This window comes from Pseudomonas sp. S5D5, assembly GCF_003013355.1.
GTDB classification, from domain to species: domain Bacteria; phylum Pseudomonadota; class Gammaproteobacteria; order Pseudomonadales; family Pseudomonadaceae; genus Aquipseudomonas; species Aquipseudomonas aylmerensis.
In genome coordinates, this window is sequence record NZ_PTEO01000001.1 from 6,719,766 (window position 1) to 6,735,708 (window position 15,943).

14 protein-coding genes are annotated in these 15,943 nt (G+C 62.5%); 3 read left to right on the forward strand and 11 right to left on the reverse strand.

Features of this window, described 5'->3' with window-relative positions:
* The first annotated feature begins 4 nt into the window (after nt 1–4).
* Nucleotides 5–694 carry a hypothetical protein gene (locus C9990_RS30705; RefSeq protein WP_106805504.1) on the forward strand — a complete coding sequence of 230 codons (690 nt, stop codon included), beginning with the start codon at nt 5–7 and terminating at the stop codon, nt 692–694.
* Nucleotides 695–922: 228 nt separating this feature from the next.
* The gene (locus C9990_RS30715; RefSeq protein WP_106805505.1) at nt 923–1,594 is read left to right on the forward strand and encodes a PP2C family serine/threonine-protein phosphatase; all 672 of its coding nucleotides are present in this window, start codon (nt 923–925) and stop codon (nt 1,592–1,594) included.
* An 8-nt stretch (nt 1,595–1,602) separates the two neighbouring features.
* Here C9990_RS30715 and C9990_RS30720 read toward each other — a convergent pair whose 3' ends face one another.
* From C9990_RS30720 to C9990_RS30770, 11 genes are all read right to left on the reverse strand, one after another.
* Nucleotides 1,603–4,053 (reverse strand): TonB-dependent siderophore receptor, encoded by a 2,451-nt coding sequence (locus C9990_RS30720; protein ID WP_106805506.1) that lies wholly within the window; start codon nt 4,051–4,053, stop codon nt 1,603–1,605.
* Between the two features lie 92 nt (nt 4,054–4,145).
* Nucleotides 4,146–5,096, reverse strand: a complete 951-nt coding sequence (locus tag C9990_RS30725) for a FecR domain-containing protein (protein ID WP_106805507.1) — start codon at nt 5,094–5,096, stop codon at nt 4,146–4,148.
* On the reverse strand, nt 5,093–5,602 hold the full coding sequence (locus tag C9990_RS30730; RefSeq protein ID WP_065899507.1) for a sigma-70 family RNA polymerase sigma factor: 510 nt from the start codon (nt 5,600–5,602) through the stop codon (nt 5,093–5,095). Before C9990_RS30730 ends, C9990_RS30725 begins: the two co-directional genes overlap by 4 nt.
* A 74-nt stretch (nt 5,603–5,676) precedes the next feature.
* Nucleotides 5,677–7,122 carry an efflux transporter outer membrane subunit gene (locus C9990_RS30735; RefSeq protein WP_106805508.1) on the reverse strand — a complete coding sequence of 482 codons (1,446 nt, stop codon included), beginning with the start codon at nt 7,120–7,122 and terminating at the stop codon, nt 5,677–5,679.
* The gene (locus C9990_RS30740) at nt 7,119–8,177 is read right to left on the reverse strand and encodes an HlyD family secretion protein (protein WP_065899505.1); all 1,059 of its coding nucleotides are present in this window, start codon (nt 8,175–8,177) and stop codon (nt 7,119–7,121) included. Before C9990_RS30740 ends, C9990_RS30735 begins: the two co-directional genes overlap by 4 nt.
* 15 nt (nt 8,178–8,192) lie before the next feature.
* Nucleotides 8,193–9,728: an MFS transporter gene (locus tag C9990_RS30745; protein ID WP_106805509.1), complete on the reverse strand. Its 1,536-nt coding sequence runs from the start codon at nt 9,726–9,728 to the stop codon at nt 8,193–8,195.
* 213 nt (nt 9,729–9,941) lie between these two features.
* Nucleotides 9,942–10,862, reverse strand: a complete 921-nt coding sequence (locus C9990_RS30750; protein ID WP_065899503.1) for a LysR family transcriptional regulator — start codon at nt 10,860–10,862, stop codon at nt 9,942–9,944.
* Between the two features lie 59 nt (nt 10,863–10,921).
* Nucleotides 10,922–11,770 (reverse strand): ABC transporter permease, encoded by an 849-nt coding sequence (locus tag C9990_RS30755; protein ID WP_106805510.1) that lies wholly within the window; start codon nt 11,768–11,770, stop codon nt 10,922–10,924.
* Nucleotides 11,771–11,781: 11 nt separating this feature from the next.
* On the reverse strand, nt 11,782–12,633 hold the full coding sequence (locus C9990_RS30760; RefSeq protein ID WP_065899501.1) for an ABC transporter ATP-binding protein: 852 nt from the start codon (nt 12,631–12,633) through the stop codon (nt 11,782–11,784).
* A gap of 1 nt (nt 12,634) precedes the next feature.
* On the reverse strand, nt 12,635–13,660 hold the full coding sequence (locus tag C9990_RS30765) for an ABC transporter substrate-binding protein (RefSeq protein ID WP_065899500.1): 1,026 nt from the start codon (nt 13,658–13,660) through the stop codon (nt 12,635–12,637).
* Nucleotides 13,661–13,674: 14 nt separating this feature from the next.
* Nucleotides 13,675–14,565: a TauD/TfdA family dioxygenase gene (locus C9990_RS30770; protein WP_106805511.1), complete on the reverse strand. Its 891-nt coding sequence runs from the start codon at nt 14,563–14,565 to the stop codon at nt 13,675–13,677.
* A gap of 369 nt (nt 14,566–14,934) precedes the next feature.
* Here C9990_RS30770 and C9990_RS30775 point away from each other — a divergent pair, with 369 nt between their 5' ends.
* On the forward strand, nt 14,935–15,633 hold the full coding sequence (locus C9990_RS30775) for a GntR family transcriptional regulator (RefSeq protein WP_106805512.1): 699 nt from the start codon (nt 14,935–14,937) through the stop codon (nt 15,631–15,633).
* Nucleotides 15,634–15,943 lie beyond the last annotated feature (310 nt).

Below are 15,943 nucleotides of genomic sequence, written 5' to 3' on the forward strand. Positions count from 1 at the left end.
CCCCATGAAAAGTCAAGACATCGTCATCCTGTTCAAACTGATCAGCCTGGAACTACAGGCCAAAGGGGAGCGCGTAAAAAAACGGGTGTTCTCTGTCGAAAAAGAGAGCGCGAGCCTTGGGTTTCAGAACCTTCCGGATTACGTGCAAAACTTCGAAACTGTCGAGCTTTCGCCAATTGATGACTGGCGGGGCTGGGATGCAGTCGACGACGACTCTGAAGCAAGCAACTCACAAACCTACTCTGTGAGAGCGCTGGCTTGCGCATTGGGCCTAAGCAAAACAGAGGTTTCCTCATCCCTGAATCGTTGCAAGGAAATTGGCTTGATCTATACGAGCCACACCGATGGAATTCCTCTGGTAAGAAGCAAGGCACTGCTTGATTTAGTCACGTACAGCATCCGCTATATTTTCCCGGTTAAACCAGGCCCTATCGTTCGCGGTATTCCCACAGCCTTCGCCGCTCCGGTCTTGGCGGGAAAAGTGATGAGCGGCGGTGACCTTATCCCCGTCTGGCCGGATGCATACGGAAAAAACAAAGGTCAGGAAATCAAACCTTTGTATAAAACCGTTCCGGGCGCCGTGAAGAAAGATGAGCTTCTTTATCACTTCCTGGCCCTCGTTGACGCCATCCGCATCGGCGGCCCTCGCGAAGCCAAAGTGGCCGATGCCATGCTGCGGGAGTGGATCCTGTGACGTCCAATAGAACGATGATGCTGCAAATGCTTGAAGAGGTTGGGAAGAACTTATTGAAGAGGTGAAGCGTGCCCCCATCGACCTGCGGCAGTTCGTCAGCGGACAATTCACCGCATTACTGTCGTTATCCGCGTTTCACGACGTAATCCAAAGCACCGCTCAAAATCAAGACCGTGAGGCGTTGATTCACGAACGCCTGAAGGCACTGATCAAACTGGGAGTGCCCGCTTGATCCTGCAGGCGAGCCTCAGTCGCAAAGGAACGCATAGAACAGAAAATCGCGATGCCAGCGGTTCCACACAGAACTCAGGCGCATCCCTCTACGTGATTGCCGACGGCACCTCGAAACCAGGCAGCGGGCAATTGGCGAGAGCCTTGAGCAACCATCTGCTTGAGGGCTTTGGCGGCGCGCAGCCTTCTGTGGTGTCTTGTCCCGATCAAGCCCTGAAACGGGTACTTACTTCACTGGACGAAGTGCACTCAAATGTATGCCCAGATTTTCCATTTGCCTCCACCAGCTGCCTCGTATTGCTGGTGGTTGGCCAAACGGCCATCTCCATTCACGCTGGTGACTGCTGCCTGGGTTACCGGGAGACAGATCAACGCATGAACTGGCTGAGCCCTCCTCATTGCGGCCCCAATTGGAAAGGTGATCTTAGCCATTCATTCATCGCCAACAGCCCGGCGCGCAAAACGCTGCTCAACTGCATGAGCCACCGACGGGCCCATGAGCCTCACATTCAATCCCTGCGTATCGCCCCAGATACAACATGGATCTTGGCAACCGATGGATTCTGGGCCGAGCTCTCGGTCCAGAACCAACTCAAGGCCATCGCAAAGCAGACCCTTGGCGGAGTCGCAACCGAAGATGACGTCACGTTCATGTTATTGCGGACGTAGAAACACCGTCACCAGTCATACGTCAGGCTTGAGACCACGGTGCGCCCTGCTCCGTAGTAGCAATCCAGGTCGCTGGTGCACTGCGACACATACGTCTTGTTGGTGAGGTTCTGCACGTTCATCGCCAGTTTCACGCCCTTGAGCTTGAGCGGTGAGGCGCCCAGGTCGTAACTCAGGCTCGCGTCGTAGACGCTGTACGACGGCACGCTGAACGCGCCCTCGAAGTAGTCGCCCAGGCTTTGGCGCGCATAGCGAACGCCCAGTCCGGCGCCGAAGCCGGCCAGCGGCGTATCGCCCAGCACGGTGTAGTTGACCCACATCGAGGCAGTGAGCGGCGAGATCCCGGCAGGATGGCGGCCTTCACGGCCTTCTTCATCCTTGGTGTACTTGATGTCGTTGCGCGAGGCCGAGGCGATGACTTCCCAGGCATCGCTGAGGGCCGCCTTGGCTTCCAGCTCCACACCGCGCGAGCGCATGGGGCCGCTCTGGGTGCTGAAGGTCTCGGTGGGGTTGGTGGTGATCACGTTTTCCTGGTCCAGCTGATACACCGACACCTGCACAAAACTCTTCTGGCCCGGCGGCTGGTACTTCATGCCGACTTCATATTGCTTGCCGGTGGAGGGGTCGAACGGTTTGCGCTGGGCGTCGGTACCGGTCAGCGGCAGGAACGACTCCGAGTAGCTGACAAAAGGCGCCAAGCCGTTATCGAACAGATACACCAGGCCCGCGCGGCCGGTGAAGGCTTCGTCCTTGCTGGCAAAACGTGTGCCTTGCAGCGGTTCCTTGTTCACCACGCTGGCCCAGTCATAGCGACCGCCGAGCACCACGGCCCACTTATCCAGTTTGATCTGGTCCTGCACGTACAGCCCGGTCTGGCTCAGGGTGCGGTCCCAACGATACGGCTGGCCGAAATCCAGGCGTTGGCCGTAGACCGGCCTGAACAGGTCGATCACCGGCGGATTGCGGTCATAGCGGCCATGGAACAGGGAACCGGAGTGGTAGTAATCCAGGCCGATGATCAGGGTGTGGGCCAACGCGCCCGTGTCGAATTCGGCCTGGGCGATGCTGTCCACGCCAAACACTTTGTTGTTCTGCGCCCAGTCCACGCCGAAGCGTTGCAGGTAGCGTTGGTCCTGCACGCCGGTGGCCGGGTTGGCGACGAAACGGTAGCCGTGCAACGGCGCGGTGTAGCGGTCATCCACCTCGGCGTAGCGCGCGTTTTGCTTGAGGGTCCAGGTCTCGTTGAGGCGATGGGAAATCTCGTAGCCCAGCGCGTACTGCTCGCGGTTGTACTGGTTGACGCCCGGCTCGCCGAGGAACAAGTCGCGCTTGATCTTGCCGTTGGGGTTCGCCCACAAGGTGCCGGACGCCGGCAGGCCTTGGGCTTCGGGCACGCCTTTGTCTTTCTGATACTGGGCGAACAGCGTCACGCGGGTGTCGTCGCTGGGCTGCCAAGTGAGGCTGGGCGCGATGAACTGGCGCTTGTTTTCGACGTAATTGATCTCGTCCTGCCCGTCGTTGGCCAGGCCGGTAAGGCGGTAGAGGAATTGCCCCTGCTCATCCAGCGGGCCGCTGAGGTCGATGGCCGCGCTCTTGTGCTCATAGGTGCCGGCTTGCAGCACCACCTGGTGCACCGGGGTTTCGCTGGGGCGCTTGCTGACCATGTTAACGATACCGCCAGGCTGGTTCTGCCCATACAGCACCGAGGCCGGGCCCTTGAGCACTTCGATGCGCTCCAGGGAGTAGGGCTCGATCTGCAACGCGCCACCCGTGCTGCCGCCGCCGTAGGGCAGGTGCAAACCGTCGAGGTACAAGGGCGTTGGCGTGAAGCCGCGCGAGGTCGGCTCGTCGAACAACTTGACCCGGTCAGCAAAGCCGCCGGCGGTCATGCCTGGGGTGTAGAGCAACGCCTGGGTGACACTCTGGGCACCGCGCGCCTTGATCTCGGCGGCGGTGATCACGTTGATGGTCTGGGGAATTTCCACCAGTGCCGAATCAGTCTTGCTGCCGGACGCGCTGCGCGTGGCGACGATGCCGTCCACCGGTCCCCAGGCGCTTTCCTGGGCCTGCTGGCCGCTGATCTGGGCGGCACCGAGCTGCAACGGCCCGCCACCGGAAATCGCCTGCAACGACCACCCGCCCTGGGCCTGCACCGCCACCAGGCCGCTGCCCGCGAGCAACCGCTCCAGGCCCGACCCGACGCCGTAACGCCCCTGCAGGCCGCCACTGCGTTTGCCCTCGGTCAATGTGGCGTCGACCGATAACAAAATGCCCGAGGCACTCGCGAAATGGTTCAAGGCCTGATCGAGACTGCCCGCCGGGATGTTGTAGGCGCGCGTTGCCTCAGTGGTGTCTTCGGCGTGAACCTGGATCGGCAGCATCGGCACCGTCGCCAGCAGGCTGACAAACAAGCCACGGCGCAGGGCGCGGGCCAAGGGTTGGATTGGGTGGTGCGGCATTGCAGGACTCCCCGTGAGAACGCTTCTTGATTGGCTTTCAAGAGGTATCCCGAACGGATCGCGCAAACCGACAAGAGCTGAAGAAAAAATATTCAGGCCCGCGCCTTGATGGTCACCCAGTAGCGCGTCACCGACTGTACCTGCACCGGCAGCGAACGCTCCAGGGCCGCGAGGATTGCGTCGGTATCGTTCAGGGGGAAGACACCGGTGAGCAGCAGGCTCGACACCGCCTGGTCACAACGCAACAGGCCGGGGCGGTAACGGCTCAGTTGCGCGACGAACTCGTCCAACGGCTGGCGCTCGGCGATCAGCCGATGCTCGGTCCAACTGCTGGCTGCGGCGCCCACTGGCGGCAGCGCCGAACTGTGCCGCGCATCGAACCACAGGCTGTCGCCGGCATTCATCTGCACCGCCGGGCCATGTCGCGGGGTCACTCGCACGCGGCCTTCGTACAGGTCGACGCGGCTACCCTCGGGCAGTTCACGCACGGCGAAACGAGTGCCCAGCGCCTGCACATCACCGGCAGGCGTTTCGACGATCAGCGGGCGCACCGGGTCGTGGCCGCTGGTCAGCAGGACCTCGCCACGGATCAAGCGAATGCGCCGCTCGCTGGCGCTGAAACGCAGGTCCACCGCGCTGTCGCTGTTCAGGTCCAGGCGCGTGCCGTCGCTGAGGGTAACGTGGCGAATCTCGCCGGTGGGGGTGCGGTAGTCGGCGAAGGTGGCCTGCCAGGGTTCGCTGCGTTGCACCAGGTAGCCGCTGCCGCCGGCCACCAGCAGCAGGCCGAGCAGCTTGAGCGCGGCGCGGCGCTGAGTGTCCGGGGTGTCGCGCAACACCGCGCGGGCGCTGTCGACCGGCACGCCGCCGAGGGTTTGCTGCAGGTGCTGCAAGCGTTGCCAGGCGCGGCGATGCTCCGGATCGGCGGCCTGCCACTGGGCAAACGCTTCGTGCTGCCGGCCCTGCAGCTCACCGCCCCACTGCAGCATCAGCCATTCGCTGGCCTGCTCGACAATGGCCGGGGCGATGGGCGCGTCATGCCTCATTCTGCGTACGCCACCTGGTAGCAGGCGACGATGGCGCGGGTCATGTACTTCTGCACCGAGCTGACGGTCACGCCCAGGCGCTCGGCGATCTGCGCATAGCTCAAGCCTTCGAACTGCGACAGCAGGAATGCACGGCGCACATTATCGGGCATGCGGTCGAGCATGGCGTCGATCTGCATCAGCGTTTCGAGGATCAGCGCGCGGGTCTCCAGCGACGGCGACTCAGGCTCAGGCAAGTGCGCAATGCTTTCCAGGTAGGCGCGCTCGATGCGCAGGCGACGCCATTGGTCGATCACCAGGTTGCGCGCGATCTGTGCCAGGTAGCTGCGGCTTTCCTTGTCACCGGGGAAGCGCCCGGAGACCAGCAGGCGCAGGAAGGTGTCCTGCGCCACGTCAGCGGCATGTTCACGATCGCCCAGGCGCTTGCGCAGCCAGCCTTGCAGCCAGCCGTGATGATCGCGGTACAGGAGGTGAAGCTGTTGCTGGCCGTTGGTCGCGGTGTCCATGAAAAGCTCAGATACACGATTGAGAGCAATTATCATTACACCTTGTTTCGCGGCTGGCAAAAACTCTTTGCGGTTCAGCGCCCGGCAGTTTGCAGCGGATACACCGATTCCCAGCCGCCGCCCAACGCTTTGTACAAGCCGACCATGGCCAGCGACACCCCGGTAGAACTCTCCACCCACTGCTCCTGAGTCGCCAGCAGCGCGCTCTGGACGGTGAGTACGTTGACGAAATCCACCACGCCTTCGACGTACTGCTGTTGTGCCGTGCTCAGGGCGATCTGGTTCTGGCGCACCGCTTCGGCAAGGCTGTCGCGGCGCAGTTGGCTGGCGTTGTAGCGGGTCAGTTGGTCGTCGATTTCATGCCACGCGCGCAGCACCGTCTGCTGGTACGCGAGGGCCGCTTCCTGTTGCTGGGCTTCGCGCAGGTCCAGCATGCCTTGCAGGCGCCCGCCGTTGAACAACGGCAGGCTCAATTGCGGGCCGAAGGCAAACGCGCGCGAGCCCCACGAGCCAAAATCCGACAGTTGCATGGCCTGCGAGCCGAGGCTGCCGGACAAGGTGATGCGCGGGTAAAAATCGCCCTTGGCCACGCCAATACTGGCGGTGGCGGCGTGCAGGCGCGCCTCGGCCTGGCGGATATCCGGACGACGCTCGGCCAGCTCCGACGGCAGGCCGATGGCGACCTGGCGCTGGGTCTGCGGCACGCCAGCGTCCTTGGACAGTTGCGCGTGCAAGGCCTGGGGCGGCTCGCCCATCAACAGGCTCAGGGCGTTGATCAATTGGTCCTGGCGTTGCTGCAGATCCGGCAGGCGCGCTTCGATGGCAGCGACCTGGGCGGCGGCTTCGGCCACGTCCAGGTCGGTGGCCACGCCGTCGGCCAGGCGCAGTTGCGACAGCTTGAGGCTGTGACGCGCGACGTCGAGGTTTTGCTCGGTGACGGCGCGGGTGTTCTGCACGCCGCGCAGTTGGATATAGTCCTGGGCAGTCTCGGCGAGCACCGACAACAGCACGGCGCGGCGGTCGTTTTCGGCCACTTGCAGGGTGGCGTCGGCGGCTTCGGTTTCGCGTTTGACGCGACCCCAGAAATCCAGCTCCCACGACGCGGTGAACCCCATGTCCCACTGGTTGAAGGCCGACCGGCCATTTTCGCCGGACGGGTCGCTCAAGCCTTTGCCGCTGTTGCGCTGGCGCAGGTAATCGCCGGTGGCGTTGACGTTGGGATAGCGCTCGGCGGTGGTCACCTGGCGCACCGCACGGCTTTGTTGCAGGCGGCTGCTGGCGAGCTTCAAGTCGAGGTTATCGGTCAGCGCACGGCGTGTAAGTGCCGACAGTTGCTCGTCGTGGAACACATCCCACCAGCGCTCCTGCAGCGGGTCACTGACCGCGCGACTGGCGGCCTGACGGCCCTGCGGCTCGGCCCATTGCGTCACTTGCGGGCTCTGGGGCCGCTGGAAATCCGGGCCGACGGTGCACGCGCTCAGGCTGATCAGGCTCACGGTGAGCCAGGCAAGGTGTCTCATTGCTGGGCCACCTCACGTTGCTGTGCGACAGGCCGGGTGTCGACACTGGCTTCCACCGACATCCCCACGCGCAGGCGCTCGGTGTGGGCCTGGTTGGGCTCGAGCACGATCTTCACCGGAATGCGCTGCACCACCTTGGTGAAGTTGCCGGTGGCGTTGTCCGGCTTGACCGAAGCGAAGGTCACCCCGGTCGCCGGCGCAAGGCTTTCCAGGTGGCCGTTGAGCAACTCGCCGTCGAGGCTGTCGACGCGCACCTGCACGGCCTGGCCGGCGTGCATGTGCGAGAGCTGGGTTTCCTGGAAGTTGGCTACCACGTAGGCCTCGGCCAGCGGCACCACCGCGAGGATCTTGCTGCCCGGCGTCACATAGGCGCCGACCCGTACCGCACGCTCGCCGACCATGCCATCCACCGGCGCGACGATGCGCGTGTAGGACAGCTGATAACTGGCCATTTCCAGCGCCGCCTGGGCGCGCTTGAGCCCACCTTCGGCGGCATCGCGCTGGGCCGTGAGGATCTCCACCTGCTTGCGCTCGGCCGCCAGCACCGCCGTGGCATTGGCCAGGCGTGCGGTGGCCTGGTCGATACGGGTCTTGGCTTGCTGGGCGTTTTGCACGGTGCCTGCGCCGACGCCGGCCAGATGGTTGTAGCGATTCAGTTCGTGCTCGGCGAAGGCCACTTCAGCGCGGTCTGCCGCCACGGTGGCCTGGGCCTGGGCGATCACCGAGCTTTGGCGCTCCAGGGTCGCGCTGGCGTTTTTCAGCTGGGCCTGGGCGACCAGGGTGTCGGCATCGGCCGCTTGGGCGGCGGCGCGAAAATCACGGTCGTCGATCAGCGCCAGCAGTTGGCCGGCCTTGACGCGCTGGTTGTCTTCCACCAGCACTTCCTTGATAAAACCGGCCACGCGCGGCGCTACCAGAGTGAAGTCGGCGGCGACGAAGGCATCGTTGGTGGTCTGGCGCTTGCTGCCCAACACACCGGGCGCCACCAGGTACACCAGCACGCCGACGGCGAACACGGCGATAACGGAGACGGCAATTTTGTCTTTGCGTTTCATGAAAATTCCTTGTGGCTAGGTCGGTGCGCGAGGCGGGAAAATCCGCGTGGGCATCCAGAAAATCAGCAGGATCAACGCCACCGCGACGGCGGCCATGACGTAGTAGAGATCCGAAGAAGTGAGCACCACAGCCTGCTCGTGCAGGCGGTGGGCAAGGCCCGGCGCATCACCCTCGGCCAGCGGCGAGTTGCCCAGGCCGTCGACCAGCATGGTCGAGTGAAAATGCAGGCGCTGGGTCGTCAGCGCATCCAGCACTCCGGTGGCGATCACGGCGGCCAGGCCTTTGACGGTGTTGAACCAGGCCGAGGCGAACGGCCCGTCTGCCGGCTGGATACTGCCGGTGGAGAGCATCAGCAGCGGCAGCACGGCCATGGGTTGCCCGAAAATCTGCAGCAGGTACAAGCCGTAGAAATCGTCGCGAATCCACTCCGACGTGAGGTGCGCGCTCCCGACGCAGCACAGCACCAGCATGCCCAGCCCGGTGCCCAGTACCCAGCGGCAATCGATCCAGCGCAGGTTGCACAAGGCGGCTACCAGCGGCAGCGCGATCAATTGCGGCAGCGCCATCAACAACATCACCGGCGCGGTTTGCAGCGGGCGATAACCCTGGACCTGGGCAAGGAAACTCGACGGGATGATGATCACCGAGGTCAGCACCATCAGCACGCCGGCCAGCACGATCAAGGCAAACGACAGGTTGCGCAGGCCGAGCATCTGCAGCTTGAAAAATGGCATCGGGTGCGACCATTCGTTGAGCATGAACAGCACCAGCAACACGGTGCCGCCGCTCAGCAGGAAGGTGATCAGGCCCGACTCGAACCAGTCCAGGCGGTTGCCCTGCAGGATGCCGATCACCAGCATGCAAATCGCTGGAAACCCCAACAGCAGGCCGCGCCAGTTGAACTGCTTGAACCGCTCCAGGCGCACGGGGTCCTGCGGCAAGCCGTAGGCCACGGCGGCCATCGCCACAAGACAGGGGCCGACGATCTGCCAGAACGCCCACTGCCAACCGACATATTCGGTCCATAGCGCCGCCAGCGGCGTGCCGAGGCTCGGGCCGAAGGTGGCAGTGAGCGCATAACCGGCCAGGCCATACAGCTTGACGTTGGCGGGCAGGAAACGCAGCGCCACGGTCATCAGCATCGGCGGCAACGCCCCGCCGGCCAGGCCTTGCACAGTGCGCAGCACCAGCAGGCTTTCGTAGTTCGGCGCAAACGGGCACAGGATGCCGAGCACAGTGAACAGGCCGATGGCGCACAGGGTGAAGCGGCGCAGGGAGAAGGTCACCGAACACCAGGGCGCAAAGGCCATGGCCGACACCGAGGTGGCGGTGTAGGCGGCAACCAGCCAGGTGCCTTCGTCGAAACCGATGTAGAGCGCGCCGCGAATATCCGCGAGGGCCACCTTGGTGACCATCTCGTTGAGACCGGAGACCAGCACGGCCAGCAACACGCCGACCAGGCCGATGATGATGCGCGGGCCGAATACAGGCGGGGTGATAGCGGTGGGCTTGGCTGCGGCCTGGAGTGCGGGAGCAGCGAGGGAAGTCATGAACAGGCAACTCGGAATGGTAAATACCCGAGCAGTTTAATCAGGCGTACACATGACAAAAAGTTACTTGTCGGCAGGTTATAACTGCACCAGACGCAATCCTTAAATCACTATGAACTCGTGCTTGGGGCGATTGCGGCCTGGATCACGTCGAGGTATTCGCCGAGCCTGCGCTATCGCCGGCAAGCCGGCTCCTACAGGGGCTATGGGGTGTCAGGTGGGTTGCGCTTCGAGCCAGGTGGCGTGGCAACTCTCGCGCATGGTTTCGCGCAGCCATTTGTGGGCCGGGTCTTTGTCGAAACGCGGGTGCCAGGATTGGGCCAATACCAGCGTCGGCAGCGAGATCGGCAAGGCAAACGCGCGCAGTGGCAGCTTCAGGCGATTGGCGCTGAGCAGCGCTTCCTTGGGCACCGGCAGCAGCAGGTCGGAATCGGGCAGCATGAACATCGCGCCGTGAAAGCCCGGGGCGATCATCGCCACGCGGCGCTCCAGGCCCTGGGCGTTCAACGCGGTGTCGATCGGGCCGCGGGCGATGCCGCGCCGCGAGATGCTGATGTGGGAATAGCTGGCGAAGCGCGCTGCGGTGATCTCTTCGTCGAACAACGGGTGATCTTCCCGCGCCAGGCCGACGAAAGTGGTGGAAAACAGGTTCTGCACCTTCACTTCGGGACTGACCGGCATGGTGTTGCTCACGCGCAAATCCAGGCGCCCTTCACGCAGCGCTTCGTCGTCGGTGTCCCCTTCGGGCACGAAGCACAGCTCGCACAGCGGCGCCATGCGCTCCATGGTGTCGAACAGACGACCGCCATACACGCCGATAAAAAAGTCGTTGGCGCGCACGCTGAAGCGCCGGCGCAAGGTGCTCAGGTCGACCTGGTCCGCCGAACGAAACAGCAATGCAGCCTGCTCCACCACGTTGCGCACCTGGCCTTGCAACTGCAGGGCCTTGGGCGTCGGCACCAGGCCGCGACCGGCGCGCACCAGGATCGGGTCGCCTACCGCCTCGCGAATACGCGTAAGGGTGCGGCTCATGGCCGCCGGGCTGAGGTTCATCCGTCGCGCGGCACCGACCACGCTGCCCTCGTCGAGCAACGCGTCGAGGGCGACCAGCAGGTTCATGTCCGGTAGTTGCATGCCAAGCACTCGTGAGCAGTGGGGAGTGAGCGGAATGCAATCCTAGCAGGACGGGCGAATCAGCGCTGCATGCCCCAGCGCTTTACCGTCAGACGCTCGAAGGTGTCGAACACCAGGTTTTCCACGAGCAGGCCGATCAGGATCACCACCGCGAGCCCGGCAAACACCTTGTCGGTGTACAGCTCGTTGCGGTTCTGGAAGATGTACCAACCCAGGCCGCCCTTGCCGCTGGTAGCCCCGAACACCAACTCGGCGGCGATCAGCGTACGCCAGGCAAAGGCCCAGCCGATCTTGAGGCCGGCGAGGATCGACGGCAGCGCCGCCGGGATCAGGATGAACAGCACAAAACGCATGCCCTTGAGCCCATAGTTGCGGCCGGCCATGCGCAGGGTTTCGGACACGCCGAGAAATCCCGAATAGGTGTTGAGCGCCAGCGCCCACAGCACCGAATGCACCAGCACGAAGATCAGGCTGTTCTGCCCCAGGCCAAACCACAGCAGCGCCAGCGGCAGCAAGGCGATGGCCGGCAACGGGTTGAACATCGAGGTCAGGGTGCTGAGCAGGTCGCGGCCCAGTTGCGTCGACACCGCCAGGGTGGTCAGCGCGAACGCCAGCACGATACCAATCAGGTAGCCCTTGATCAGCACCACCAGCGAAATGCTCACTTTGCTCAGCAATTCACCGCTGAGCAAGCCGTCGTACAGTGCGTGAGCGGTCTGCAGGAAACTGGGCAGCAACAGGTCGTTATTCTGATAACGCGCGACCGCTTCCCAGAGGATCGCGAGCACGATCAGGATCAGGCCTTTGCGCAGCCAGCCTTGTTGCCACAGGCGTTGGCGCAGGGGCAGCTCGCGTTCCACGGGAACGCTGAGCAGCGGCTCGAGAGTAATTTCGTATTCCTGGCGCATGGGTTGTCCCTTCAGTAAGCGATGCGGATATCGGCGAAACCCAACTCACGTTCGGCCTCGGGCGCTTCATCGAACAACAGGCGATGAATGCGTCGCGCCGACGCCTGGAACTCCACGCCGCCGAGGCTGTGCAGGTCGTATTGATGGCTGTGGATTTCCGCACGCACCCGCCCCGGATGCGGCGACAGCAACAGGATGCGATTGCCAACCACCAGCGCTTCTTCGATGGAGTGAGTGACAAACAACAGGGTGAAGCGCACCTCCTCCCAGAGCAGCAGCAGCTCTTCCTGCATCTTGCGCCGGGTCAGGGCGTCGAGGGCGGCGAAGGGTTCGTCCATCAGCAGGATTTTCGGCTGCATCGCCAAGGCGCGGGCGATCGCCACGCGGGCTTTCATGCCGCCGGAAAGGGTGTGCGGGTAAGCGTCGGCAAAGGCGCTGAGGCCGACCTTGTCGAGGTAATGCAACGCGCGCTCTTCGGCCTCAGCACGCTTGAGGGTTTTCGACGCCAGCAACGGAAACATCACGTTCTGCTTGACGGTTTTCCAGGGTGGCAGTTGGTCGAATTCCTGGAACACCACGATGCGGTCCGGGCCCGGGTGTTCGACCTTTTGCCCCAGCAGGCGGATCTCGCCTTCGCAGGGTCTGATAAACCCGGCGATGGATTTGAGCAAGGTGGATTTGCCGCAGCCCGACGGGCCCAGCAACACATAGCGATCGGCCGGATCGATTTCGAAACTGACCTGGTGTGTGGCCCGCACCACGCGCTCGGGGGTGCGGTATTCCAGGCTGACTTTATCCACCGCCAGCAGCGGGGCGGTGGTGTGCAGGTTGCTGGCCGTGTGGCCTTGCAAGGGCGCGTTCATCTCAACTTCCTTGCAGGGGCTTGGCGTCCTGGAAGAAGTAGTCCTTCCACGATTCCGGCTTGTTCTTGATGGCGCCGACGCGGTAGAGGAACTCCGCCAGCGGGTAGGTGTTTTTCGGCGTGACGCTGAACTCGAACTGCGGGTTCTCGATGATTTTCAGCAGCTCGGCGCGGTCGATCTTGGCCTTGGTCACGCGGATGTAAGTGTCGGCGGCGGCGCCTTTGTCGTTCTGGGCGAACTGCGCCGCTTCGGTCAACGCTTCCACGAATGCCTTGTAGGTCTTCGGGTTGTCGTTGCGGAATTTTTCGGTGGCGAACAGTACCGTCGGCGAGTTCGGGCCGAGCAGGTCGTAGGTGTTCAGCACCACATGCACGTTAGGGTTGGTGAGGGCCTGCTCCTGGAATGGCGGGTTGGAGAAGTGCCCGGTCAGTTCGGTACCGCCGGCGATCAGTGCCGCCGTGGCGTCCGGGTGCGGGACGGCAACGGTGTACTTGTCGAGGCGATTGAATTCCTTGTCGCCCCACTGCTTGGCGGCGGCATATTGCAGGAAGCGCGACTGCACCGAAACACCCACGGCCGGCACCGCGATGCGGTCCTTTTCAGTGAAATCGGCGATGGTCTTGACCTTCGGATTGTTGCTCACCAGGTAGTACGGGAAGTTACCCAGGGACGCCACGGCCTTGACGTTCTGCTTGCCGTGGGTGCGATCCCAGATGGTCAGCAGCGGGCCGACACCGGCCCCGGCAATGTCGATGGAACCGGAGAGCAACGCGTCGTTGACCGCCGCGCCACCGGACAGCTGGGTCCAGTCGACCTTGATGTCGATGCCTTCCTGCTTGCCGTATTTCTCGATCAGGTTCTGGTCGCGTACGACGTTGAGCAACAGGTAGACGATGCCGAACTGCTCGGCAATGCGGATCTCACCTTCGGCGTGCGCAGCCGCCGGAGCTACCAGGCTGCCAGCCAACAGGCTGACACCCAGGCCAACCGTCGCGGCCAATCGTGCAAATGGGATTTTCCTGGACATGGTCATGCTCCGAATCAGAAAGGCGCGTCGCCCTGGATGGTGGTGCGATAGAGCTTGCGGCGCAGATTGCTCGGGCAACCGGCGGCCAGGTGGATCAACGAGCGGTTATCCCAGAACACCAGGTCATGGGGCTGCCATTGATGGCGGTAGATGTTGTGTGGCAACACGCTGTGGGCGTAGAGCTGGGCGAGCAGGTCACGACTTTCGTCTTCCGGCAGGCCAACAATGCGGGTGGTGAAGCCTTCACTGACGAACAGCGCCTTGCGCCCGTTTTCCGGGTGGGTGCGCACGATGGGGTGCACGACCTCGGCCACCTGGGCGAGCTGCTCGGGGGTCAGCGTCGGGCGCCAGTTACCTTCGAATTTGGTTTCGCTGTAGCGCGCGGTATAGGAGTGCGCGGCGCTGCGGCCTTCAACGGCTTTGCGCAGGTGCTCGGGCAATTGGTCCCAGGCCTTGTGCATGTCGGCGAACAACGTGTCGCCGCCTTCGGAGGGCAGCTCCTGGGCGTGGAGCATCGAGCCGAGGCTCGGCAGCTCTTTATAAGACAGGTCCGAATGCCAGAACTTGCCCGCATCCCCCAGGCCGATGGATTGGCCATTTTCGATGATGTTGGAAACGATGAGGATTTCCGGGTGATTGGCCAGCAGGAACTGCTTGAGCACGTGGATCTGCAGCACACCGAAGCGGCGACTGAAGGCGATCTGCTGCTCGGGGGTGATGCGCTGGTCGCGGAAGACCACCACGTGATGGTCCAGGTGTGCGCGGTGAATGCGCGCGAAATCCTCGTCGCTGACCGGGCGGGACAAGTCCAGGCCGATGATCTCGGCACCAACGCTGCCGGGCAGTGGACGAATCTCGAATGTTTGGGCGGTGGTCGCTGTTGGAACAGTAGAGGTGGCGGACATGAGGTCACTCCCGGTCAGACAGGAGAGTGACTTTATAGATATAAGAACAGCAGTTTAAATACCGTTAGTGAATATCGATATGCGGGAATGTAGCGGCGCAACCCCGCCCGGCGCGTTATTGACGCAATAAACAGCAGGGCAATAAAGCGTTGAGTCCGGGTCAACACCTGCGGCGATTGCCGACTCGGCAGGCGGCTCTTGAAACCGGGTCGCGTAAGACGCCATAAAGGCTGGATGTGGGCGCCGGGAGCGCCGTGTTGAACCGCTTACAAGCCGAAACCGTGCCCGTTTGACAAGCCTATAAGCAGTCTCTAGTGTGCATTGGATCCAATTAGCCACCCCTATTCTAATAAGGAGGATAGCGTAACCGTGACGCAGAAGCCGAACCCATTGAACAGCATCAAGATCAGCGGTCCTATTCCCGCCCATCTCGCTCGCTCCGTGATTGAAGAAACCTTGCGCAATGCCATCCTGGATGGGCGATTGCCTTGCGGTACTGCCATGCGCCAACAGGAGCTGGCCAGCCTGTTCGGGGTCAGCCGCATGCCCGTGCGTGAAGCCCTGCGCCAGCTCGAAGCCCAGTCACTGCTGCATGTGGTGACACACAAGGGCGCCGTGGTCGCACCGTTGATCGAAGATAACTCGGCGGAAACCTATGCACTGCGAATGTTGCTGGAGTCTGAAGCCCTGCGCTTGTCGATCCCCTTGCTCACCGAGGCGGATATTGCCGAAGCCGACGCCTTGATCTGCGCGCTGGAGCAAGAAAAAGACTACGCCGAGATTGGCCGCCTCAACCGCCTGTTCCACATGGCACTTTACGGCAAGGCACCCAACCAGCGGTTGCTCAAGTTGGTGGAGCACGGGTTGAATGAGGAGGAACGCTTCTTGCGTTTCAACTTGGAAGCGATGGGGCTGGGCGAAACCTCCCAGGAAGACCACCGTGAGCTGCTGCAACTGGTGGCCCAGAAGAAAATCGATGAAAGCATCCTGACCCTGCGCAATCACCTGATGCGTGGCATGGAAGTGATTACGACCTACCTCAATGGCCTGGACAAAGGCGGCAACTAAGCCGCGCACCTCTGTTTACTCCTACTGCCCCTCAAGCGCTGCGCCCCGCCGTCGGACAGGGGCGTAGCACCGAAGATATCTCCTACTTGCAATAGAGCAACTTACTGACAGCACATATTATTTAGAAAAACTTCTAACACATTTATATGCTCGCCAAACTGTTTAACCCGCTTATTATCTTTTATCACTAAACCAGCCGCCCTCTTCAACAGCGCCACACCGCCTGTGGGCGGCCGTGCGCATCACGCCTGGTTTACATCCGCTTTTCTTTATTGCCGATCACAATAGCCCCTCGCTGTTCCTACAGCAG